The organism is Streptomyces sp. NPDC046716, from assembly GCF_040645755.1.
Lineage (GTDB): Bacteria > Actinomycetota > Actinomycetes > Streptomycetales > Streptomycetaceae > Streptomyces.
Genome location: NZ_JBEYYU010000002.1, coordinates 95,995 through 119,429 on the forward strand (window position 1 = coordinate 95,995; position 23,435 = coordinate 119,429).

Annotated in this window: 17 protein-coding genes; 5 read left to right on the forward strand and 12 right to left on the reverse strand. The window is 72.0% G+C overall.

The genetic code is table 11. The annotated features are described in order from the left end of the window. Positions 1-47: 47 nt before the first annotated feature. Positions 48-3,842, forward strand: coding sequence for a multifunctional oxoglutarate decarboxylase/oxoglutarate dehydrogenase thiamine pyrophosphate-binding subunit/dihydrolipoyllysine-residue succinyltransferase subunit (locus tag ABZ930_RS01950; protein WP_361539872.1), 3,795 nt, complete (start codon positions 48-50; stop codon positions 3,840-3,842). A 77-nt stretch (positions 3,843-3,919) separates the two neighbouring features. Here the strand turns inward: ABZ930_RS01950 and fxsT are convergent, their stop codons facing one another. The 7 genes from fxsT to ABZ930_RS01985 all read right to left on the reverse strand — a co-directional run bounded on the left by fxsT (position 3,920) and on the right by ABZ930_RS01985 (position 15,167). Beyond that, a complete protein-coding gene (fxsT, locus tag ABZ930_RS01955) occupies positions 3,920-6,889 on the reverse strand; it encodes an FxSxx-COOH system tetratricopeptide repeat protein (protein WP_361539875.1) in 2,970 nt (989 codons plus the stop codon). Between the two features lie 69 nt (positions 6,890-6,958). Beyond that, positions 6,959-8,158, reverse strand: coding sequence for an FxsB family cyclophane-forming radical SAM/SPASM peptide maturase (locus tag ABZ930_RS01960; RefSeq protein ID WP_361540359.1), 1,200 nt, complete (start codon positions 8,156-8,158; stop codon positions 6,959-6,961). Between the two features lie 47 nt (positions 8,159-8,205). Continuing rightward, entirely contained in the window at positions 8,206-8,367 is a 162-nt protein-coding gene (locus ABZ930_RS01965; protein WP_361539878.1) for a hypothetical protein, read from the reverse strand. Continuing rightward, entirely contained in the window at positions 8,364-11,675 is a 3,312-nt protein-coding gene (locus ABZ930_RS01970) for an SAV_2336 N-terminal domain-related protein (RefSeq protein WP_361539880.1), read from the reverse strand. The genes ABZ930_RS01965 and ABZ930_RS01970 overlap by 4 nt, the downstream gene beginning before the upstream one ends. Positions 11,676-11,678: 3 nt before the next feature. Beyond that, a complete protein-coding gene (locus ABZ930_RS01975; RefSeq protein ID WP_361539883.1) occupies positions 11,679-12,689 on the reverse strand; it encodes a MoxR family ATPase in 1,011 nt (336 codons plus the stop codon). A 154-nt stretch (positions 12,690-12,843) separates the two neighbouring features. Continuing rightward, positions 12,844-14,823, reverse strand: coding sequence for a trypsin-like peptidase domain-containing protein (locus ABZ930_RS01980; protein ID WP_361539886.1), 1,980 nt, complete (start codon positions 14,821-14,823; stop codon positions 12,844-12,846). Then, complete coding sequence (locus ABZ930_RS01985; protein WP_361539889.1) at positions 14,823-15,167, reverse strand: CU044_2847 family protein; 345 nt, start codon at positions 15,165-15,167, stop codon at positions 14,823-14,825. The genes ABZ930_RS01980 and ABZ930_RS01985 overlap by 1 nt, the downstream gene beginning before the upstream one ends. Positions 15,168-15,339: 172 nt before the next feature. Here ABZ930_RS01985 and ABZ930_RS01990 point away from each other — a divergent pair, with 172 nt between their 5' ends. Next, positions 15,340-15,525 (forward strand): DUF6104 family protein, encoded by a 186-nt coding sequence (locus ABZ930_RS01990; RefSeq protein ID WP_010061466.1) that lies wholly within the window; start codon positions 15,340-15,342, stop codon positions 15,523-15,525. A 12-nt stretch (positions 15,526-15,537) separates the two neighbouring features. On the opposite strand, the gene ABZ930_RS01995 is transcribed toward ABZ930_RS01990, so the two are convergent. Beyond that, the gene (locus tag ABZ930_RS01995; protein ID WP_361539892.1) at positions 15,538-16,350 is read right to left on the reverse strand and encodes a hypothetical protein; all 813 of its coding nucleotides are present in this window, start codon (positions 16,348-16,350) and stop codon (positions 15,538-15,540) included. Positions 16,351-16,565: 215 nt separating this feature from the next. Between ABZ930_RS01995 and ABZ930_RS02000 the strand changes: the two genes are divergently transcribed. Together ABZ930_RS02000 and ABZ930_RS02005 are read left to right on the forward strand one after the other, a co-directional pair. Further along, positions 16,566-17,450 (forward strand): DUF4097 family beta strand repeat-containing protein, encoded by an 885-nt coding sequence (locus ABZ930_RS02000; RefSeq protein ID WP_361539894.1) that lies wholly within the window; start codon positions 16,566-16,568, stop codon positions 17,448-17,450. A 1-nt stretch (position 17,451) separates the two neighbouring features. Further along, positions 17,452-18,531 (forward strand): helix-turn-helix transcriptional regulator, encoded by a 1,080-nt coding sequence (locus ABZ930_RS02005; RefSeq protein ID WP_361539896.1) that lies wholly within the window; start codon positions 17,452-17,454, stop codon positions 18,529-18,531. Between the two features lie 104 nt (positions 18,532-18,635). Here the strand turns inward: ABZ930_RS02005 and ABZ930_RS02010 are convergent, their stop codons facing one another. The 4 genes from ABZ930_RS02010 to ABZ930_RS02025 form a co-directional block, all read right to left on the reverse strand. Next, complete coding sequence (locus ABZ930_RS02010) at positions 18,636-19,199, reverse strand: Clp protease N-terminal domain-containing protein (protein WP_361540362.1); 564 nt, start codon at positions 19,197-19,199, stop codon at positions 18,636-18,638. Beyond that, entirely contained in the window at positions 19,199-19,408 is a 210-nt protein-coding gene (locus tag ABZ930_RS02015) for a helix-turn-helix domain-containing protein (protein ID WP_111666484.1), read from the reverse strand. Before ABZ930_RS02015 ends, ABZ930_RS02010 begins: the two co-directional genes overlap by 1 nt. 168 nt (positions 19,409-19,576) lie before the next feature. After that, on the reverse strand, positions 19,577-20,539 hold the full coding sequence (locus tag ABZ930_RS02020; RefSeq protein WP_361539899.1) for a zinc-binding dehydrogenase: 963 nt from the start codon (positions 20,537-20,539) through the stop codon (positions 19,577-19,579). A gap of 120 nt (positions 20,540-20,659) precedes the next feature. Continuing rightward, the gene (locus ABZ930_RS02025) at positions 20,660-21,874 is read right to left on the reverse strand and encodes an NADP-dependent malic enzyme (RefSeq protein ID WP_361539902.1); all 1,215 of its coding nucleotides are present in this window, start codon (positions 21,872-21,874) and stop codon (positions 20,660-20,662) included. A gap of 568 nt (positions 21,875-22,442) precedes the next feature. Between ABZ930_RS02025 and ABZ930_RS02030 the strand changes: the two genes are divergently transcribed. After that, positions 22,443-23,375: an ABC transporter substrate-binding protein gene (locus ABZ930_RS02030; protein WP_361539905.1), complete on the forward strand. Its 933-nt coding sequence runs from the start codon at positions 22,443-22,445 to the stop codon at positions 23,373-23,375. The last annotated feature ends 60 nt before the right edge of the window (positions 23,376-23,435 follow it).

Sequence of the window (23,435 nt, forward strand, 5' to 3'; positions counted from 1 at the left end):
CCCGCTGTCCATCACCTTGTGAGAAGCGGAAGAGGGCGGTTCACGCCGTGTCGCCACAGTCCCCCAGTAACTCGACCACCGAGACCGACCAAGCCGGGCAGGGCAGAAACCCTGCGGCCGCCTTCGGTCCCAATGAGTGGCTCGTCGACGAGATCTATCAGCAGTACCTCCAGGACCCGAATTCGGTTGACCGAGCCTGGTGGGACTTCTTCGCCGACTACAAGCCCGGTGCCGCAGCCGCGGGGGCTGCGCCGACTGAGCCTGCAGCGCAGCCGGCCCAGAAGCCTCCGGCCCCGGCCGCCGCTCCGGCGCCCGCCGCCCAGGCCCCCGCCGCGCCCGCCGCGAAGCCCGCAGCCGCAGCTCCCGCACAGACTGCCGCCGCGCCCGCGCCTGCGCCCGCGAAGGCCGCTCCCGCAACGCCCGCACCTGCACCCGCACCGAAGAAGGCTGAACAAGTGACGACCGAGGCCCCTGCCGGCCCCGAGCTCGTGACGCTGCGCGGTCCCGCCGCCGCCGTCGCGAAGAACATGAACGCTTCCATCGAGGTCCCCACGGCCACGTCCGTGCGCGCCGTCCCGGTGAAGCTGCTGTTCGACAACCGCATCGTCATCAACAACCACCTCAAGCGCGCCCGCGGCGGGAAGATCTCCTTCACGCACCTCATCGGGTACGCGATGGTGCAGGCCATCAAGGCCATGCCGTCGATGAACTACTCCTTCGCCCAGAAGGACGGCAAGCCGACGCTGGTCAAGCCGGAGCACATCAACTTCGGCCTCGCGATCGACCTCGTGAAGCCCAACGGCGACCGCCAGCTGGTCGTCGCGGGCATCAAGAAGGCCGAGACGCTGAACTTCTTCGAGTTCTGGCAGGCCTACGAGGACATCGTCCGCCGCGCCCGTGACGGCAAGCTCGGCATGGACGACTTCACCGGTGTCACGGTCTCCCTGACCAACCCCGGCGGCCTCGGCACCGTCCACTCGGTCCCGCGTCTGATGCCCGGACAGTCGGTCATCATGGGCGTCGGCTCGATGGACTACCCGGCGGAGTTCCAGGGCACCTCCCAGGACACGCTGAACAAGCTCGGCATCTCGAAGGTCATGACGCTCACGTCGACCTACGACCACCGGGTCATCCAGGGCGCCGCCTCCGGCGAGTTCCTGCGCATCGTCGCGAACCTCCTCCTCGGTGAGAACGAGTTCTACGACGAGATCTTCAAGGCCCTGCGGATCCCCTACGAGCCCGTCCGCTGGCTCAAGGACATCGACGCGTCGCACGACGACGACGTCACCAAGGCCGCCCGCGTCTTCGAGCTGATCCACTCCTACCGGGTCCGCGGCCACGTCATGGCCGACACCGACCCGCTGGAGTACCACCAGCGCAAGCACCCCGACCTCGACATCAACGAGCACGGTCTCACGCTGTGGGACCTGGAGCGCGACTTCGCCGTCGGCGGCTTCGCCGGCAAGTCGATGATGAAGCTCCGCGACATCCTCGGCGTGCTCCGTGACTCGTACGTCCGCACCGTCGGCATCGAGTTCATGCACATCCAGGACCCGAAGCAGCGCAAGTGGATCCAGGACCGCGTCGAGCGCCCGCACTCCAAGCCGGAGCGCGAGGAGCAGCTGCGCATCCTGCGCCGCCTGAACTCGGCGGAGGCCTTCGAGACCTTCCTGCAGACGAAGTTCGTCGGCCAGAAGCGCTTCTCCCTGGAGGGCGGCGAGTCCGTCGTCCCGCTGCTCGACGCCGTCATCGACTCCGCCGCCGAGGCCCGCCTCGACGAGGTCGTCATCGGCATGGCCCACCGCGGCCGGCTGAACGTGCTGGCGAACATCGTCGGCAAGTCGTACGCGCAGATCTTCCGCGAGTTCGAGGGCAACCTCGACCCGAAGTCGATGCACGGCTCCGGCGACGTGAAGTACCACCTGGGCGCCGAGGGCACCTTCACCGGCCTCGACGGCGAGCAGATCAAGGTCTCGCTGGCCGCCAACCCGTCCCACCTGGAGACGGTCGACCCGGTCATCGAGGGCATCGTCCGCGCCAAGCAGGACATCATCAACAAGGGCGGCACGGACTTCACCGTCCTGCCGGTCGCCCTGCACGGTGACGCGGCCTTCGCGGGCCAGGGCGTCGTGGCCGAGACGCTCAACATGTCGCAGCTGCGCGGCTACCGCACGGGCGGCACGGTCCACATCGTCATCAACAACCAGGTCGGCTTCACCGCCGCCCCGGAGTCGTCGCGCTCCTCCATGTACGCCACCGACGTGGCCCGCATGATCGAGGCGCCGATCTTCCACGTGAACGGCGACGACCCCGAGGCCGTCGTCCGCGTCGCGCGCCTCGCGTTCGAGTTCCGTCAGGCGTTCAACAAGGACGTCGTGATCGACCTCATCTGCTACCGCCGCCGCGGTCACAACGAGTCGGACAACCCGGCGTTCACCCAGCCGCTGATGTACGACCTGATCGACAAGAAGCGCTCGGTGCGCAAGCTCTACACCGAGTCCCTCATCGGTCGCGGCGACATCACCCTCGAAGAGGCCGAGCAGGCGCTCCAGGACTTCCAGGGGCAGCTGGAGAAGGTCTTCACCGAGGTCCGCGAGGCCGTCGCGAGCGGCAGCGAGGAGACCTCCCCGCAGCCGCAGGCCGAGTTCCCGGTGCCGGTGCAGACCGCGATCTCCCAGGAGGTCGTCAAGCGCATCGCCGAGTCCCAGGTCAACATCCCGGACAACATCACGGTCCACCCGCGTCTGCTGCCGCAGCTGCAGCGCCGCGCGTCGATGATCGAGGACGGGACGATCGACTGGGGCATGGGCGAGACCCTCGCCCTCGGCTCCCTCCTCCTGGAGGGCACCCCGGTCCGCCTCTCCGGCCAGGACTCGCGCCGCGGCACCTTCGGCCAGCGCCACGCGGTGCTGATCGACCGGCAGACCGGCGAGGACTACACCCCGCTGCTCTACCTGTCGCCCGAGCAGGCCCGCTACAACGTCTACGACTCGCTGCTCTCCGAGTACGCGGTCATGGGCTTCGAGTACGGCTACTCGCTGGCGCGTCCCGAGTCGCTGGTGCTGTGGGAGGCCCAGTTCGGCGACTTCGTCAACGGTGCGCAGACCATCGTCGACGAGTACATCTCGGCCGCCGAGCAGAAGTGGGGCCAGACCTCCGGCGTCACCCTGCTGCTGCCGCACGGCTACGAGGGCCAGGGCCCGGACCACTCCTCGGCCCGCGTCGAGCGCTTCCTCCAGCTCTGCGCGCAGAACAACATGACGGTCGCGATGCCCACGCTCCCGTCGAACTACTTCCACCTCCTGCGGTGGCAGGTGCACAACCCGCACCACAAGCCGCTGGTGGTCTTCACCCCGAAGTCGATGCTGCGCCTCAAGGCCGCCGCGTCGAAGGTGGACGAGTTCACGACGGGCGGCTTCCGTCCGGTCATCGGCGACGACACGGTGGACGCGAACGCGGTCCGCAAGGTCGTCTTCGTCGCGGGCAAGCTGTACTACGACCTCGAGGCCGAGCGGAAGAAGAGCGGGAACACCGACACCGCGATCATCCGCGTCGAGCGTCTGTACCCGCTGCCGGGTGCCGAACTCCAGGCGGAGATCAGCAAGTTCCCGAACGCCGAGAAGTACATCTGGGCGCAGGAGGAGCCGGCGAACCAGGGTGCGTGGCCGTTCATCGCGCTCAACCTGATCGACCACCTGGACCTGGCGGTCGGCGCCGACATCCCGCACGGCGAGCGCCTGCGCCGCATCTCGCGGCCGCACTCCTCGTCGCCGGCGGTCGGCTCCGCCAAGCGCCACCAGGCCGAGCAGGAGCAACTGGTGCGTGAGGTGTTCGAGGCGTAGGTCTCGACAACGGCACACATCGCGGGCCCGGTCCCCTCTGCGGAGGGGGCCGGGCCCGCGGCGTGCGGGGGCGCGGCTCAGATCGGCTGCGGCTCGAAGTCCCAGTACGGAAGGCGCTGTTCGAGGATGTAGCGGGTCTGCTGGTGGTCGGCGCCGAGCAGCTGGGTGAGCTGGTCGGAGGCCCGGCGGAACAGCTCGTCCGCCTCCTGTTCCTCGCCCAGTACCCGCTGCGCCCCGGCCAGGCCCACGCGCAGGCTGACGGTCAGGACGTGGCTCTCCCCGAGCGTCGCGGCCGAAGCGTCGAGGGCCGCGCGACCGGTTCTCGCGGCGGCCTCGTACTGCTCCGTCGCGGCCAGCGCCGTCATGGAGTTCTTCGCGCAGCCCACAGCCCAGGGGTGCCCGGCCCCCACGGCGCGGGCCATCTCCCGAGCCGTCTCCTCGGAGATCCGGCATGCGGCCCGGACGTCCCCGCGCTGGCGCAGCACCGTCGCCACGTTGTCCCTGGCTCCGATGGCATAGGGGTGGGACTCACCGTGGAGGTCGGCGTACCGCCCCGCGGTGGCCTCGGCGAGCTCCAGCGCCTCCTGCGTGTGGCCGAGCTCGCGCAGCAGCATCGCGTAGTCGCACGAGACGAGGAGCGACTCGGGATGGAGTTCGCCCCGCCGGCCGACCACGCGCTCGCGGACCGCGCGCATCAGGGACCGGGCAAACGCCAGGTCGCCCTCGCGCCGGGCGCACAGCGCGTAGTTGTGCTCCGCCTCCAGGGTCTGGCTGTGTCTGCGGTCCAGGACCTGGCGGTGCAGTCGCGAGTTGTGGCCCTGGATGGCGAGGGCCTCCCGGTAGCGGCCGAGGAGTCGGAGCATCCACGCGGTGCGCAGGGCGGAGTTGAGCGTCAGCGCGTTCTTGTCGCCGAGCAGCCGCACGCGCGTCTCGAAGATCTTCCGATGCAGTGCGTGTGCCTGCGCGTAGTGGCCCTGGAGACCGATCGCGACGGCGAGGTTGCTACGGATGGACAGGGTCCGCGGCACGTCCTCGCCGCCGAGTTCGGCGGTGGCCCGGGCCGCCGCGTCCTCGAACAGGGCGCGTGCCTCGTCGAAGCGGGCGAGCGCCATCAAGGTGCCGCCGAGGCCGTCCTTCGCACGGATCAGCTCGATCGGGCCGACGCCCTCCGGGGCTGCGGCGAGGCGGTCGTGGACCTCGCGGCCGACGTCCTCCGCCTCCGCGTACCGGCCCAGCGACCGCAGGTTGTTGGCGAGTTGGTGCACGGCCACGAGTACGGATCGGTCGGTGGGGCCGTACTCGTCCTGCCATGCGTCGACGGCCTGCCGCGAGAGCCGCCGGCCATCGGTGTGCTCGCCGCGCGTCCTCAGGTACTCGATGCAGTTGAGCACGAGCCCGCGCACGTCCTCGTCGCGCGACTGGAGCGCGTGGGAGGGGTCGAGGTGCGGGATGAGGTCGGCGTAGCGGTTCCAGTTGCCCGGTGACGCCGTGTCGCGCGGATCCGCGGACACGAGGACGCGGCGAGCCACCTCGGCATTGCGCGCGGCGTCGTCGGGGGCCTGCACGGACCGCACGTACCGGTGGAAGAGGCGGTGCATGCGCAGGGTACGCACCACCTGGATGTCGCGCGGGCCCTCCTCGTACTCGACCCGCATGGAGGTGATCTCGGAGAGCTTGCGCAGTGCCGAGTTCCAGCTGCTGGGCTCGCTGACCAGATCGGCCAGGGCGGGCGGCAGCTCGCCGGCCCGCGTGGTCTGCAGCAGCCGTACGGGGACGACCTCGGGAGAGAAGCAGGCCAGGAGGTTGAGCAGTTGCCAGGCGGGCTGGGAGTCCTGGCGCAGGGTGTTGAGGAGCTTGGCCCACACCACCTGGTAGTTCTGCTGGTAGTCCGGGGACTCGACGGCACCGATGCGGTCCTCGCCCCGCTCGATGTCCCGTATGTAGTCGTGGACGTCCGCCATGGGGTTGAGGTCGAGCCAGGCGGTGGTCTGGTCGAGGAGCAGCGGCAGGTCCTGGACCGCGGCGGCGAGCCGGTCCGCGTCCTCCTCGGCGAGCCGCTCGGTACGGCGGACCGCGAACGCCACCGACTCGGTGCGGTCGAACGGCGGAACGGCGATGGCCTCCGCGTGCTTGGCCCACTCGGTGTCCAGGGAGGTGATCAGCACGTGGCCGCGGTGGGCACCGTCGCCCTCGGGGATCAGGTCGCTCAGTTTGCCGGGGGCGTCCGCCGCGTCCAGGACCAGCAGCCAGGGCTGGGAGGTCGAGCCGAGCCGACGGCGCACGGCGCGCACGTCTGCGCCGAGTTCGCCGTGGGTGTCGAGGCCGAGCTCGGGGGCGAGCGCCGCGAGCTTCTCGCGCGCGGTGAGCCGGTTGGTGGCGCCCGCCCACCAGATGATGTCGTAGTCGCCGCCGAAGCGGTCGGCGTACTCCTGGGCGAGCTGGGTCTTGCCGATGCCGCCGGGTCCGTGCAGCACGACGGAGGTGATGCCCTCTCCTGCCCCGCGGAAGGCGTCGTACATCCGCTGGAGCAGCTCGGCCCGCCCGAGGAAGCGGCGGTTGGCACGCGGTGCGTTGACCACCTGCGGCTTGTAGTCCGGAAAGCGCGGCCCGCGGTCGAGCACGACGGGCGGCTCGGGGGAACCGATGCCGGCGCACTCCAGGACACGGCTCCTGGCCACCTCCGGCGGCAGACCGCGCAGCGCGACCGGGGCGAGCGGGATCACCGCGTCCGGCAGCGGCTGCTCGGTGACCGACACGGCAGCGATCCGGCCCTGGTAGTGCGGGAGCGCGTCGCGCAGCACCGAGCCCCAGGCCTCGAAGCGGGCCTTGCCGAGCCGCTCGTACCAGTCGTCGATGACGAGCAGCACCCGGCCGGGCGCGCTGAGCAGGTCGGTGAGCGCCTCGGGCGTCGGCGGGCGCCGCAGCGGGTCCCAGCGCACCAGGGCGGTGGCCCTGCCGGCCACTCTGACCTGGTACTCGATCCATCGGGCCCAGGACTCGCTCTGCCCGGCGAACACGACCGTGACGTGGGCCGACTCACCCCGCATGCGCCTGCCCCTTTCCAGGTGTCCTGTCACGGGTGTGCACAGGTCACTCAAGTGTGCGCCAAAAACCCGTCAGACAAAGGAAGTTGGCCCGTATTTCCGCAAAGGTACGGACACCTGCTGGGCGAGGGCGTGCGCCACGTGCCGGATCAGCCGCTCCAGGTCGGCGCAGTACACGCTCGGGTGCCGGAACCCGGAGCCGGGAGCGTAGCGGTGGACGTAGTTGCCGCCGCCGCAGACCGCGCCGACGGGGCACGCCCGGCACTCCGCGCCCAGGGCACGCGCGCCGATCTGTCGGGCCGCGACGCCGGGGTGGCGCAGCGCGTCGTCGAAGCTGTGCCGGAAGACGTCGCGACCGGTCGCGGGGGCGCCCGCGTAGGCGGACCGGAGCGAGTCGACCTGCTCGATGGCCCCGTCGGTCTCCACGACGACCGCGGCGACCGGCGAGAGCCCGACGGCCTCGGCGGTGCTCGGCGCGCCGAGCAGCAGCGCCAGAATCTCGTGGAACAGCCGGACCCGGACCCGCCCCTGGTCCTCGGCGCCCCACCACGCGTCGAAGACGTCCGCGAGCCAGGCACCGTACGGCGCGGGGTCGGGCCGGTGCCGGGCGGGCCGCCGGTCGCCGAGGCCCGGGGGCGGGGCGCCCCAGTTGCCGTGCGGGAGCAGGAAGTCGATGCCGGGCGGGCCGAGCGCGACGAGCGAGCGGTACACGTCGAGTGGATCGGCGGCGAGGTCCACGGTGCACAGGATCCCGGCATAGGTCCCCGGCCGGCCCGCGAGGCGTCGTGCGGCGGCATGCGCCGCGGGCCAGGCGGGGCGTCCGGCGTGATCGGCGCGTCGGGCGTTGTGCGCGGCCAGGCCGCCGTCGAGGCTGAGCCCGACGCGCACCCGCGCGGTGGCGAGGCGGTCGAGCACGGAGGCCGTGAGGAGGGTGCCGTTGGTCTGGACGGTGGCGCGCACCTCGCAGGACGCGGGGACGGCCGTCCGGACGGCGTCGACGTACGCGAGGACGTGCTCGGGACCGTTGAGCAACGGCTCTCCGCCGTGCAGTTCGATCCGTACGCGGCGCAGCCCGTGCGTGGTGACGTGCTCGGCGATCCGGCGGGCGGTGGCGCGCCGGACGTCTTCGTCGGCACGGGCCGGCCGGTCGCGCCAGCTGTCGTCCTGGGCGTGGTAGACGTAGCAGTACGAGCAGTTCAGGTTGCACCGGCCGTGGACCTTCAGGACGAACTGGCGGAACGGGACCGGGGTGTGGGCCGTGGTGTCGAGCAGGGCGTGCGGCCAGCGCGGATGCCGCGGCGTCCGCCCGGCGGCCGCGGTCACGGCGCGTCCTCGTAGTGGGCCACGACCGGCTCGGGGTCGACAGCGCGCAGCCGCAGTTCGTCCAGTACGGCACTGAGGACCGGGTGGTCGCTGCGCGCGGGGAGCCTGAACTCGGGCAGCGGGGTGTCGTCCGGCCCGTGCGGTGGGGTGGGCGTCACTCGGGGGCCGCCTCGAGCTCGGCGATGCGTGCCTCCAGGTGCGCGCGATCGCCGGCATCCGCCGTCAGCGAGAGGGCCGCGCGGTAGGCGGTCACGGCTTCGCCGGGGCGGTCGAGGGCGGACAGCAGGTCGGCGCGGGCGCCGTGCATGTCGCCGAGCCAGTCGTGCCCGGACTCGGCAGCGGTCTCCAGGGCCGTCTCGATGTGCTGGAGCGCCACGTGCAGCAGGTCCCGGCGCGCGGTGCGGTCCGCGAGCAGCCGGGTGCCCACGGACCGCAGGAACCAGATCAGCACGAGTTCCGCCGGGTCGTCGGACTCGCGCGCCGCCTCGGCGAGTATCCAGTCGGCCTCGTGCAGGTCGCTCGACACACCCTGTCCCTGGAACCGGGTGATGCAGGCGCGGGCCAGAACGATCCGGCGGTACGGCAGCAGCCGGTGGCCGCCCGGTGTCGCGTCGACCGCTTCCCGCAGTGCCTGCACGGCGAGGTGGCTGTCCTCGGCGGATGTGTCCGGGAGCATCGCCCGTTCGAGCAGCGCGCGCCCGTGGTGGGTGAGCGTCTCGGCCCGCTTCTCGTCGTCGGGTCCCAGCGGCTGGAGGGCCCGCTCCCACGCGTCGACGGCGCGGTCGATGTCGTCCCGCTCTCCGCTGTCCCGGTACCGCTCGTCCCAGAACTCGGCGGTGCGCGTCAGCGCCTCGAAGCGCTCCGGGGAGGCTTCCGCCGCGGCGGCGAGTGCCTCGTCCAGGGCCGCGACGACAGCGGCGGGGTCCTCCCCCAGGATCCCCAGCGCGGCGGCCAGCCCCAGGCAGGCCTCGGCGTCGGGATCGGTGGACTTCTCCAGGAAGATCTCGAACTGGGCCTGCGCCAGGCCGGCGTTCAGCAGCGCGCGCGCGTGGTCGTCCTCGTCCCGTGTGACATCGCCGAGCAGGCGTCCGTCGTAGAACTTGGCGAGGGCGAGACGGAGTTCGGCCCGCACGCGATGCGCGGACGTGTCATCGGGCAGCATCTCCAGCGCGGCGAGACCCAGCTCCAGCTGGCCGGTGAACCAGTCACGGGGGCGGGCCGCCCGGAAGTGGCCGTCCGGCCGCGTGACACGGTAGTAGTAGGCGAGGAGCTGGCGCGTGGCAGCGAGCAGGAGCACCGGAAACTCCCCGTCCTCGGGGTCCTCCTCCGCCAGGGCCGTGAGTTCACCGGCTCCCTGATGCAGCAGTTCGGCCACGGCCCACTCCTCGGCCGGGGTCTCGTCCGTGGCCTGCGCCTGCGCCCAGTCCCGCAAGGGGAGGGGGAGACGGTCGAACGACAGCTCCCGATGGTCCACGGCCGCCGCCAGCTGCACCAGGGTCCGTCCCAGCGCCACGAGACCGCGCGGCGAGAGCGACGGTGCCCCGCGCAGCGCCTCCAGCGCCTCCAGCAGGCTCTCCGGCGGCGCCCCGGCCATGGCCTGTCGCAGCAGTGCGCTTCCCAGCGACTCCGCGGCGTGGGACCGCTCGTCCTGTGTGCCCGCGGCCCGTCCCGCCTCCCGGTACAGCTCGACGGCCCGCTCCAGCTCCCGTACGTTCCCCTCGCGTGCGTACGTCTTCTCGGCGGTCAGCCCGCGCCGCACCAGCTCGGTGTACCCCAGCGGGGCGTCTCCGCCCGCCCCGGCTCCGGCCGGGAGCGGCACCCGGGGCGCCAGGTCCCGCAGCACCTCCAGGGAGACCTCCGCGAAGGCCCGCAGGCCCGGCGGCTCCTCGCGGCCCTGGGCCAGGGGCTCCAGGGAGGCGTCGGGACCCGGTGCCGGGACCGTGCCGCGCAGATAGGCGGCCGCGAGCGCCGGGAAGTTGCGGGCGGTGCGGCCGAAGTTGCGGGCCACGTACTCCGAGCAGTGCTTGAGCAGCAGCTCCGCTTCCTGCGGGTCGACGTGCCGACGCAGTTCGGGGGCGATGTCCGGCAGGAACTCGTAGCGCACCTCCTCCGGGTCGTCGGCGTCGCCGCGTCGCCGCAACAGCCCGCTCAGCAACACCTCCGCCAGGACGTCCGGCCCGCTTCCGGCGAGCATCGCGTGCTGGACGAGGCGCATCACCGGCAGGTACAGCGGTACCACGGAGAGGCTGAGGGCGAGCTTGCGCGCGGGCGGTGTGGCCCGGCGCAGGAACGTACGGACCCGGTCTCTCGCCGGGACCTCCTGGTGCGCGCGGACCGGGCTCGACGAGGCGGGGTGAGCGGCGCCGACCCAGCCGGCGGCGGTGCGCAGTGCCCGCCCGGTCGACCCCGCCATCAGCCCGGCCCAGCCCTCGACGGAGGAGCGGCGCAAGGCGAGCACCGGCACGGGCAGCGCGTCCGGCACGGGACGGCCGCGGTCCGGTGTGAACTCCAGGCGTCCCGCGGGGCCTTCGCGGCGATGCAGCACGCCGCGGCGGGCGGGAAGGTGAGTCCGCTCCCACATGACCTGTGGGAGCGGCTGGACGACGGCCACCGGCGCGGAGCGCGCCCAGCGGTGCAGCAGTCGCTGCATGCGGCCGCTGCGCCACATGGGGCCCGCGCAGTCGCTGAGCACCATGATGAGCTGGCGTCCTGTGGGGTCGGTGAGCTGGGCGGGGTCACGCAGCCGGCCGGCGTTGCCGACGGCCGCGGCGGTGCCCGGGCAACCGTCCTCGTCCTCGTGCAGGTACTGGACCTGCACTTCGCGAAAGGCGCCCGCGCGCTCGCACACGAGGCGCAGCTCGTCGAGGGCCTCCCGCCAGACGACGGTGGACGTCGACAGATCCATGAGGAGCAGGAGGCGGGCCTCCCTGCGCCGCCGCGGGGCGAGCACGGGGATCACCAACCCGCCGGACCGGGCCGCGAGTTCGGCCGTGGCCTGCTCGTCGAGCAGCCGGGCGGCCGGCCGGACCGGTGCCCGGTAGCGCTGCAGAGGGCGCAGGCCGCGCTGGAGCCCCACGGGGTCGGGCAGCACGGGCGGGGCCGGCACCCGGACCGGGACGGCACGCAACCCGTGCGGCTGTCGGTCGTCGCCCGAGGGCACGAACAGGCGTCCAGCCACATCGAGTCCGGTGGGGGCCGCGGAAGGCTGCTGCCGCGAGGGATCGGGCAGGGAGATCGGCGCGGCCACCGGTGGCGGCTCCGGCCCTGACGGCGCCGGGGGCCCCGCGGCAAGGCCTGCGACGCCCGGCGTGCCGGGGTCCAGGTATCCGGCGAGCCACATCGCGTCCGCCAGCTCCTCGACGCCCGGGTCGAGCTCCGCCTCCCGCAGCCGCCCCGCGAACGCGGTGAGCAGCGTGCCCGCACGGCTTGGCTCACCGGGGTCGTGGGACGCGCGGGCTGCGGACACGGGTCATCGTGTCCCGTGGTCGAGCGGCCTCATCAGCAGTCCGGCGGTCTCCGCACGCCGTGCGGGGGTCTGCTCGCGGGCCGTGTACTGGGTGAGGAAGATCGCGTTGAGCAGCTGGTCGGTGGGGCGCATCGCGCCGTCCGTCTCGGTCTCGGTGAACAGTTCGACGATGTCGTGATGGGCCTCGTAGGCGCCCTCACCGAAGTGGGCCTGGACGAGCGCGGCGAGCCTCTGGTCGCGTGGGGACTGCAGGTCCAGCGTGATGCAGCGGCGCAGCAGGGGCGCGGGGAACTCCCGCTCGCGGTTGCTGGTGAGCACGACGACGGGAAACGCACGGCAGCGGACCACTCCGCCGGTGACCTTCACCCGGCGCCCGTCGTCGGTGAGGACGAGGACCTCCGGTGCGCGGTCGGCGATGCGCTCCAGCTCCGGGATGGCGAACCGGCCCTCCTCCAGGACATTGAGAAGGTCGTTCGGCAGGTCGATGTCGCTCTTGTCCAGCTCGTCGATGAGCAGCACGCGGGGCCGGTCGGCCGCGATCAGTGCCGTTCCGAGGGGGCCCAGCTTGATGTAACGGCCGATGTCCTCGGACGAGGTCCCGGCGTCGCCCCGGTCGAGCTGGGCGTCGTGCAGGCGGCCGATCGCGTCGTACGTGTAGAGGCCGTCCTTGAGTTCGCTGCGGCTGACGACCGGCCACTCCAGGACGCGCCCGAGGCCGAGTTCGTACGCGAGCGCGTGCGCGAGGGTCGACTTGCCCGCGCCCGGGTCGCCGGTCACGAGCATGGGGCGGCGCAGATACAGGGCCGCATTGACCAGATGCAGCGCCCGCTCGTCCTGGACGGGCAGGGGGACCGTGGTGGCGCCGAGTCTGCGCAGGGTCGCCGAGTCGACGTCGGGCACGTCGTACGCCACCGGTTCAGCGTCGAAGGCACGCCACGGCGGAGGGTCCGGAAGCCGACGGATCTTGTCCGGATCCGGCCTGCCGTCGCCCTCGTAGACGAACCATTCGGTCATGGTGCGCTCCTCGTCGACGGTCGGTGGAATGCCACGTCATGGCCGACGGAGGCAGCGTTCCCACGCGACGGGCCCTTGGGAATGTACCCAACACCGCGCATCCAACCGCTGCTTTCCGGCCGGGAGTTGGACGCGTGGTTGTTCCGCCCGGCGCTCATTGGGGCGCGTCCACCACGTCGAGATCGCCGCCCGGGACCGGCCGGTCGGGATCGTCGTACAGCAGCGCCAGGGGCTCCGCCCAGCGCCGGTCCGCGCGGTGGGAGCTGATCTCCTCACGGACGACCCGGACGCTGTCGGGGAGTTCGGCGACCGAGCCGACGCGGCCGATGAGGTCCGTCGCGCGCTGGTGCAGCTCCTCGCAGGCCTCGTCGCAGCCGCGCCCCGTGTGCCCGTCGATGTGCCACAGGACGACGGGGTGGCCGCCTTCGAGGATCGCGGTCATCGTCTGCCGGCCGAGGCCCCGGCCCGCCGGGCGGCACAGCACGGGCACATGCGTGGCGGGCAGTTTGGCGTAGCGGGCGGCCTGCGGCGTCCGGCCGTGCTCCGGCGCTCGGTGGGCGGTCAGGGCGGTGGCGTCGCGCAGCCCCCGCCAGCGGGCGGTCCACACCTCATTGCCGGGTTCGAGCCGCCGTGCCAGATCGCGCAGGACGACCTGGCGCTGGGCACCGAGGTACTGGTGGTCGTCGAGCGCGGCCACGGTGGCGAACCGCCAGCGGTGCACCTCCGTGTCGAACTCCTCGACGGGCAGGGCGACTTCGAGCGGGGCGGGTCGTCCTTCACGGTCGCCGGAGCGGAACACACGGGCCAGCGGCACCCCCAGCACCTGGGCCAGCTCATGCGACGGCAACCCCTCCGCGGACCCGTCCGCGGCGGCGAGGAGCGGCTCGCCGGTGCCGTCGTCGACCCAGATCTGCCAGAAGAAGCGGGTGGGAACGGCGCCGATGACCGGGTCGAGGACGACGGTGACCACTGTGCTGCCGTCGCCGGGCGCAGGATAGGGCACGGTGACGCGCGCGGGCTCGTCCCGCGCGGGCCGCAGTTCGTCCGGGAGGCGGGCGTCGGTCACGAGGGCGTGCATCGAACGGTCCGGGTGAGCGCGGAGCCGCTCCTTCACCCAGGCGTCCAGAGGGGTCGTGTCCGCCCCCCGCACGGAGGCGTACGCGCCGACCAGGGCGAGGTAGCGCAGGAACGTCAGGGGCGACAGCGGCAGACGGCCCTCGTAGAGCAGTCCGTGACCGTCGCGCCAGCTGCACACGGCCGGGTCCCCGCCCGGCCAGCGGGAGCCGCTGCGCGCCACGAGTGCGAGCTTGCGCACCGCGTGGGCGTCGGACGGAGCCGGGACCCGGGCCAGCAGGTCGAGGGCCTTGCGCCGGTCGGCCGGCGTCCACTGCGGGACCGGCCCGAGCTCGGTGGACTGCAGGTCGACCCAATTGTCGCCGGTGTCGGCGGAGCAGGGCATCGAACCGTGCCAGCGGTCGTGGTCCTCGACCAGTTTCCGGTAGCGCGACCCGAACTCGCGCAGCGCGAGCGAGGAGACGGCCGCCCCGCCGTCCCTCTGGGTGCGCCGGGACTTGACGACACCGACGACGGCACCGGTGTCCGCGTCGATCAGCGGGCCTCCGGAAACACCCGAGGGGAAATCGGCGTCGGGCTTGAAGCGCAGCCCGCTCGCGCCGTCCACCACATTGATCTCGGCATCGACGCTCCACGGCACGACGCGCCTGCCGGAGGCCGACTCGTCGGGCCGGTATCCGTACACGCGCAGCGGTCCCGTGTACTCGACGGCGCGATCCACCAGCCACAGGCACTCGTGCTCCACGTCCGGGTCGAGCAGCCGGACGAGGGCGAGATCCTGGTCGGCCGGCACGGACTCGCGGGCCGGATCGCGCACCAGCCAGCTCTCCAGGCGGGCGGCGACCGGGATGCCGTCGTGGAACCCGTCCCCGCGCACCGCGAACTGCAGGCCCTGCCGCTTCGCGAGGTAGGGGCGCAGCACATGGGCGGCGGTCACCACGAGCCCCGGCGCCACGAAGAAGCCGCTGCCCCACTGCACGGGCCCGTCCACCCCGGCGGGGAGCAGATGGACGGTGGCGGCACGGGCGAGTGAGTCGAGGCGGGAGCCTGCCTCGATCATCACGCCGATCCGGCAGCGGTGCCGTTCCCCGCGAAGGACCAGCCGAGCGTGACCTGGATGGAGGCCTTCGCCTCGCCGGAGGCCAGGACGGCGAGGGCTCCGCCGGACTTGGCCGTCAGCTCCACGCCGAAGGTGATCGTGGCGGTGTCGGGGCGGGCGGCGCGGGCCGCGGCGAGCACGGACTGCCCCACGCCCTGCACCAGCTCGCCGAGCTGCTCGACCTTGGCCACGACGCCGTCGACGACGCCGATGTCCTGGTCGTCACCGCCGTACGCCTCGGAGGCGCTCAGCCGTGCGTGCACGACCGTTCCGTCCGGCAGTCTGATCTCCTGTATCGCGCCCACCGCTCCCCCGTCCCCTGCCGCCTGATGTGTGCACGTCGTGAACTGCGACGAGGTTAAGCGGCGTCGCGGTTGCGGGCGAGCCCTGCTGGGGCCATATCCGGCCAAGCGTCCGGCACTCTACGTAGGCTGGCCGAGAACCATCTGCACGAGGCATCCGGGAGAGACTCGACCCATGTACTTCACCGACCGTGGCATCGAAGAGCTGGAGAAGCGGCGCGGCGAGGAGGAGGTCACGTTCGAGTGGCTCGCCGAGCAGCTGCGGACGTTCGTCGACCTGAACCCGGACTTCGAGGTTCCGGTGGAGCGTCTGGCGACCTGGCTGGCGCGGCTCGACGACGAGGACGACGAGGACGAGTAGCCCGCCCGTCCGTCAGGAACGGGCGGCGCGCACCCGGTCGTAGACGAAGCCGAGCGCGCCGTGGGCGAGCAGGATCGCCCCGGCGGTCGCCCAGCCGGGGCTGCGCCGGCGCAGGCCGTGGAAGGCGAGCGGCACTCCGGCGGCGAGCTGTGCCGCGGCCAGGCATCGGGCCCTGGGGCCGCGCAGCCAGGGCCCGATGCTGCTGCTCTCCACGACGTCGAGCTCCGCGTGCACGGCGTCCCGCCAACCCGTCCAGTCGACCTGCTCCGCGCCCGGCTGGACGCGGGCGACCTCGCGCAGCCGGTCGGCGGGCTCTCCGGGGCTCAGCCCGGCGGGGAGGGTGAGCCCGGCGCGGGTGAGGACGGCGAGCAGACCGCGCAGCCGGGCTCTCGCGTCGGCCTCGGAGTCGGGCAGGGCGAGGGCTTCCAGGGACTGCATGTCGAGTACGGGGTCGAGGCCGAGGCGGGCGGCGAAGGTGCGCAGGGCCTCGTGTTCGCCGACCGGGGTGCCGTTGGCCAGCCAGACGTAGCCGACCGGGCGGCGGAAGCCGGAGGCGAGCGTGAAGCCGCCGCGGTCGGCGTCCCACCACAGGGCGAGCACCGGCCAGGGCGCGCCGACGGCGAGCGCTCCGGCCCAGCCGCCGAGCACCTGCTCGACGGACTCCTCGTCGGTCAGCCAGGGTTTCGTCTCGGGTACGAGGACGCTCCACTCGCTTCCGGCCCGGGCCAGCACCATCCGCTCGCGCAGGAGCTGCGCGGCGGGTCCGACGACGGCTGGTTCGGCGCGGCACAGCAGCAGGGCGCCGGCGGGTTCGGAGGACGGCATGGCCCCACGCTAGGGCAATTCACCCGGTATGGACCACAAATGACCGCCTTCGCGCGTGCGGTCGCGAGACGGACGATCGCGACAGTCTTGACTTTCCCCACCCGCGATATATCGTGTTTTCGGGGAACGCGATATGGCGTGTCGGCCCGGCGTCGGTCCGCACTCTCTCGCACACGCCCGCGTATGCCCGTACTCGCCCCGAAGGAGGTCGCGCCATGTCCGAGTGGTCCGTCGCGGAACCGCAGAAGCTCGTCTTCGATGATCCGGTCACGACCCTGAACGTCCGCATCGTGAACGGCACGGTGAACGTGATGGGCACCGACGAGGGCTCCGCCCGCCTGGAGGTCTCGGACCTGGAGGGATCTCCGCTGCGCGTGAGCCAGGAGGGCGGCGTGCTCTCGGTCGCGTACGACGACCTGCCCTGGAAGGGCTTCCTGAAGTGGCTGGACCACAAGGGCTTCCGGCGCAGCGCGGTCGTCTCGCTCGCGGTTCCGACGGGGACCCGGGTAGAGGTCGGCGTGGTCGGCGCGGCCGCGGTCGTCTCGGGCATGGCGGGGCGCACGGAGGTGAAGGGGGTCACCGGCGACACGACCCTGGTGGGCGTCACCGGCCCGGTCCGCACCAGCACGGTCTCCGGCAGCGTCGAGGCACAGGCGGTCACCGGCGACCTCCGGTTCAATTCGGTCTCGGGGGACCTGACCGTCGTCGAGGGTTCGGGGCCCCTCGTGAAGGCGGACACCGTGAGCGGTTCGATGATCGTGGACCTGGACCCGGCGGGCCCCACGGACGTGGCGCTCACCAGCGTCTCCGGCGAGATCGCCATCCGTATCCCGCACCCGGCGGACACCGACGTCGAGGCGAACACGGCGAGCGGAGCGATGTCGAACGCCTTCGACGGCCTCCGGGTCTCCGGCCAGTGGGGCGCACACAAGATCAGCGGTCGGCTCGGCGCGGGTTCGGGGAAACTGCGGGCGACGACGGTGTCCGGCTCCATCGCGCTGCTGCGCAGGCCACCGGGCGAGGACGACCCGTCGGACATGGAGCCGCACGACGCCCCGCAGGACAGCCCCGCCGACAAGGCCGACAAGAAGGTGCTCTGACATGTCTCCCGTCTTCGCCCATGGGCGCCTCCGGCTCTATCTCCTCAAGCTGCTCGACGAGGCCCCCCGCCACGGGTACGAGGTGATCCGCCTCCTCGAGGAGCGCTTCCAGGGGCTGTACGCGCCGTCGGCGGGCACGGTCTATCCGCGCCTGGCGAAGCTGGAGAGCGAGGGCCTGGTCACCCACACCACCGAGGGCGGCCGCAAGGTGTACGCGATCACGGACGCGGGCCGGGCCGAACTGGCGGACCGCAGCGGCGAGTTGGCCGATCTGGAGCTGGAGATCCGCGAGTCGGTCGCCGAGCTGGCGGCCGAGATCCGCGACGACGTCCGGGGTGCGGCGGGCGAGCTCCGCCGCGAGGTGCGGGCCGCCGCGGCCGGCACCCGCGCCCGGAGCGGCACCTTCGGCAAGCTGGGCGACCTCGGTGATCTGGGCGACCTGGGCGATCTCAAGGACCTCACGGACCTCACGGACAAGGAGTCCTGGCGGGCCGCCAAGGAGGAGATGCGCCGGGCCAAGCAGGAGTGGAAGGAGCAGGCGCGGCGCGCGAAGGACGAGAGCCGGCGGGCCCGTGACGAGGCCCAGCGGGCGCGCCGCCAGGCCAAGGAGGCGCAGGACCGGGTGCGGGAGCAGGCGCAGGAGGAGTTCCAGCGCATGGCCCGGCGCGTCCAGGACCAGGTGCAGGACCACTTCACGCGCGGTGACTGGCCGACGGGTGTCCGCGAGGGCCTGTCCGAACTGGCGAAGGAGTTCGGCGAGTTCGGCAAGAGCTTCGGCAAGGACACCCCGCGCACACCGCCGGCGCCCGAGCCCGAGTTCCGCCCCGCGTCGGACGCGGTCCCGGCCGACTACGTCCCGTCCTGGGCCACGGAGGAGTCGACCGGCGACCCCTCCCGCGACCTGGACCGTCTCCTGGACCGCTTCCGCGACGACATCCGCGACAGGGCCCGCGACCGGGGCATCACGGAGGACCAGCTCCGTTCGACGCGGGACCATTTGGCGAAGGCGGCGGCACACATCGCGGCGACGCTGAGCCCGGAGAAGACCTCGGGCCCGCACTCAAGCCCCTCCGGCGATTGAGGAGCGGGGCCCGGGGCGGGGCCCCGTGACCTCGGCCGAGGCGCGGGGCACCCGCCCGACCCCGCACAACCGGCCCCGCGCAACCGGCCCGGCTCACCCGGACATCACCCGGCGGCCCGCCGCCCGTCACCCCCGTACAGCACCCGCTCCACGGCCCCGGCGTCCACCCCGTATCCCTGAAGCACATCGGAGGCGGTACTGCCACCCCGGGACACCAGCGAGAGCAGCAGATGCTCATCCCCGATGGCCCGTTCCCCGTGCTGGAGCGCGACCCGCAAGGACCCCTCCAGCACCTTCTTGGCCTCCCGCGTGAAGGGCCGGCGCCCACCGACCCGCCGTCCACCGGCCAACGCCCCGACGCCATGGGCCTCCTCGACCCGCGCGACGATCTCGTCGACGTCGATCCCCAGCCCGGCAAGGGCCTCGGCGTCGGCCTGGGAGAGCCCCGCACGGCGCCGGGCGACCCCGACCGCCCGCCCGATCTCCGCGCGGCGCGCCTCGTCGGCGAGCCCGAGCGCGTCGAGGACGAACGCGCCCCGGCTGCCGCGCCGCTCCAGCAGGGCGAGGAGCAGATGGCCCTCGTCGACCCCCTCGGCCCGCTCACGCTCCGCGTGCACGACCGCTTCCTTGACGACGGTCCTGGCCGCCTCGGTGAACCGTTCGAACATCATCGCCTCCCGTACTTCTTGTGCACGGCCTGTCGGCTGACTCCCAGCTCGGCCGCGATGTCCTGCCACGACCAGCCCTGATTGCGCGCACTGCGCACCTGTACCGCTTCCAGTTGCTCGAGCAGCCGCCGCAGCGCGGCGACCGCCCGCAGTCCCACGCGTGGGTCGCGGGCGCCCGCCTGCTCGGCGAGATCCGTTGCCTCGGTCATGGTGTCAATGTAGGTTGACATGCGGATGGCGTCAACCATGATTGACAGACGGGGCGGGTTCCGGGCAAGTGAAAAGGGCGCCCCGAACCCGGGGCGCCCTTCGACCTCGTGCGACTTCGACCTCGTGCGACTTCGACCTCGTACGACTTCGACCTCGGCGACGGCCTCTCAGACGCTGAGGACGACCTTGCCGAACAGCTCGCCGCCCGCCATCTTCGTGAACCCTTCCCGGGCCCGGTCCAGCGGCAGCACCTCGTCGACGACGGGCCGCACACCGGTGGCCGCGCAGAAGGAGAGCAGGTCCTCCAGCTCGTCCTTGGAGCCCATCGTCGAGCCGACGACCTTGAGCTCCAGGAAGAAGATGCGGTTCAGCTCGGTGGCCGGCGGGTTGGGCCCGCTCGTGGCGCCGGAGATCACCAGGGTGCCGCCCGGCTTGAGGGACTTGACGGAGTGCGACCAGGTCGCGGCGCCCACCGTCTCGATCACGGCGTCCACCCGCTGCGGCAGCCGCGCGCCGGACTCCACGGCCTCGACGGCGCCCAGCTCCAGGGCCCGCTTGCGCTTGGCCTCGTCCCGGCTGGTGGCGAAGACCCGCAGTCCCGCGGCCTTGCCGAGGGCGATCGCGGCGGTCGCGACACCGCCGCCCGCACCCTGCACGAGCACCGAGTCGCCCGGGCGCACACCGGCGTTGGTGAACAGCATCCGGTAGGCGGTCAGCCAGGCGGTGGGCAGGCAGGCGGCCTCCTCGAAGGAGAGCTCCCTGGGCTTGGGCAGCACGTTCCACTCGGGCACGGTGACCTGCTCGGCGAACGTGCCCTGGTACTTCTCGGTGAGGATGGAGCGGCGCTCGCGCGGCCCGACGCCGTGGCCGGACTCGCCGATGACGGAGTGCAGGACGACCTCGTTGCCGTCGCTGTCGATCCCGGCGGCGTCGCAGCCGAGGATCATCGGCAGCGCCTCCTCGCCGAGCCCGACCCCGCGCAGGGACCACAGGTCGTGATGGTTGAGGGAGGCGGCCTTGACGTTCACGGTGGTCCAGCCCGGCCGGTTCTCGGGGGCGGGCCGCTCCCCCAACTCCAGGCCGTTCAGCGGCTGATCACGGTCGATTCGGGCTGCGTAGGCGGCGAACATGACCTTGACGATAGGCGCCCGGCCAGGGCCGGGGAACCTTCCGCGCCTGTGACACACGTCCTCTGGCGCACGGCACGGAAAAGGCCCCGCCCGAAGGGGCGGGGCCTGGACCGTGCTCGGCTAGCGCCGGGCGACGCCCTCGGCCCGCGCCGCGGCCGCGACGGCGGCGGTGACGGCCGGCGCCACCCGCTCGTCGAACGGCGACGGAATCACGTACTCGGCCGTCAGGTCGTCCCCGACCACGGCGGCCAGCGCCTCCGCGGCGGCGATCTTCATCGTCTCGGTGATCCGGGAGGCCCGGACCTGGAGCGCGCCCGCGAAGATGCCGGGGAACGCCAGGACGTTGTTGATCTGGTTCGGGAAGTCCGAGCGCCCGGTCGCGACCACGGCCGCGTACTTGTGGGCGACGTCGGGGTGCACCTCGGGGGTCGGATTGGCCATCGCGAAGACGAAGGCGCCCGGCGCCATGGAGGCGACCGCCGGCTCCGGGACCGTACCGCCGGAGACGCCGATGTAGACGTCGGCGCCCGCGAGGGCGTCCTCCAGCGAACCGGACAGACCCGCCTTGTTGGTGATCTCGGCCAGCTCGCGCTTGACCGGCGTGAGGTCCTCGCGGTCCCGGCTGACGATGCCCTTGCGGTCGGTGACCGCGACGTCGCCGAGGCCCGCCTCGAGGAGGAACTTCGCGATGGCGACACCCGCCGCACCGGCGCCGCTGATCACCGCGCGCAGCTCGCCGAGCGTGCGCCCGCTGAGCCGGGCCGCGTTCTTCAGCGCGGCCAGCGTCACGACGGCGGTGCCGTGCTGGTCGTCGTGGAAGACCGGGATGTCCAGCTTCTCCTGGAGCTTGCGCTCGATCTCGAAGCAGCGCGGCGCCGAGATGTCCTCCAGGTTGACGCCGCCGAAGGACGGCGCGAGGCGCACGACGGTGTCGACGATCTCGTCGACGTCCGTCGTCGCGAGCGCGATCGGCACGGCGTCCACGCCGCCGAACTGCTTGAAGAGAATGGCCTTGCCCTCCATCACCGGGAGGGAGGCCTCGGGGCCGATGTCCCCGAGTCCGAGCACGGCCGTACCGTCCGTCACGACGGCCACGACGCTGGACTTCCACGTGTAGTCGTGGACGAGCTCCGGCTGCTCGGCGATCGCGCTGCACACCTTCGCGACGCCGGGCGTGTACGCCAGGGACAGGTCGTCCTTGTCGCGGATCGGCACGGTGGCCTGCACGGCCATCTTGCCGCCACGGTGCAGTGCGAAGGCCGGATCGAAGGGCTCGTCAGCGCCTTCGTTGCCGATATTCGCGTCGCTGCGAGGATTGACGATCTCCGCTGCCACTTGTCTGACCCCTTAAGTCTTATTGCTTCAGTTGAGGGTGGGTCCGCTCCTGGTTGAGGGGCGGTCGGGCACCGTGCACGTCCCAGCCGGGCCCGTTTGTGGCCGGCTGCGCGGGTACGTGCACGACGGGCGCGCCGCACGCGCGCCCTGAGCCCCGGATGAGGGGTGTAAAGAACCTTCTTACCTGACGGAGCGTGCCGCGGACGACCCCATTCGTGATCGATCACGCGGCGGTGACATGACTCATAGCCACATAAGTGGACACCGTCTCGAGCGGCGCTCCAACAGGGCCCCACATCCGCCCGAATAGTGAGACAGGGGCCGGTTCGCAGGAGATCCTCCGGCCGATGGGTGATACGTCCGCAGATGATGTCGGCCCTGTGCACCGTGATGCGCGGGCCTGTTGGCCGATCGCGGTCACCCGTTATCCGATTTTGACATCTGCGGCCCCCTGAACGAGCTGGTCCGAATGGCAAGATGCCGTCATCACACGAGGTCGCGACACCCGAAGGTGTGTGCCAGGACGACCTCTACGGCTACTCCCACATCCACGCCGGAGGACCCCACCATGACCGCAAGCACCACCCGTCGCTCGACCGCGAAGGCCGGGAAGACTGCGAAGTCCCGCATAGCCGCGGCCGGCGCGATCGCGGTCGCCGGCGCCCTGCTGCTGACCGCCTGCGGCGACCAGACCGACAGTGGGAGCAAGAAGGACTCCGGTTCGTCGGCCGCCGCGTCGAAGTACAAGCTCCCCGCGAAGATCAAGAAGGCGGGCGTCATCAAGGTCGGCTCGGACATCGCCTACGCGCCGATGGAGTTCGACAAGGACGGCACGCCCACGGGTGTCGACATCGACATCGCCGCCGCGCTCGGCAAGGAGCTGGGCGTCACGTTCACCTTCCAGAACGGGACGTTCGACAACCTGATCCCGTCGCTCGACAGCGGTCGCTACGACCTGATCATGTCGGCGATGAGCGACACCAAGGAGCGCCAGGCCAAGGTCGACTTCGTCGACTACTTCAGCGCCGGTGTCTCCATCCTGGTCAAGAAGGGCAACCCGAAGGGCATCGAGAGCGCCGCGGACCTCTGCGGCCAGACCATCGCGTTCCAGCGCGGCACGGTCTCGGCCGACGTCGCCAAGAGCGCGAACGCCAAGTGCCCGGCGGGCAAGAAGATCAAGACGCTCACGTACGACACCGACCCCGAGGCGCTGCTCCAGGTCAAGCAGGGCCGCGCGGTCGCGGACCTCAACGACTTCCCGGTCGCGGCCTACAACGCGAAGATCTCCGGCGGCGGCAAGGACTTCGAGGTCACCGGCGACCAGGTCGACGAGGGCCCGTACGGCATCGCCGTGCCCAAGGCCAACGCCCAGCTGCGCGACGCCGTCGCCAAGGCGCTGGACGCCATCGTGGCCAACGGCGAGTACGGCAAGGTCCTGAAGAAGTGGAACGTCGAGCAGGGCGCCGTGACGAAGGCCGTCCTCAACGGCGGCTCCGAGTAAGACCCCGAGCGGAAAGTTCTCCCGTGAACGACAAGAAGCCCACGGGCCCGGCCGACACCC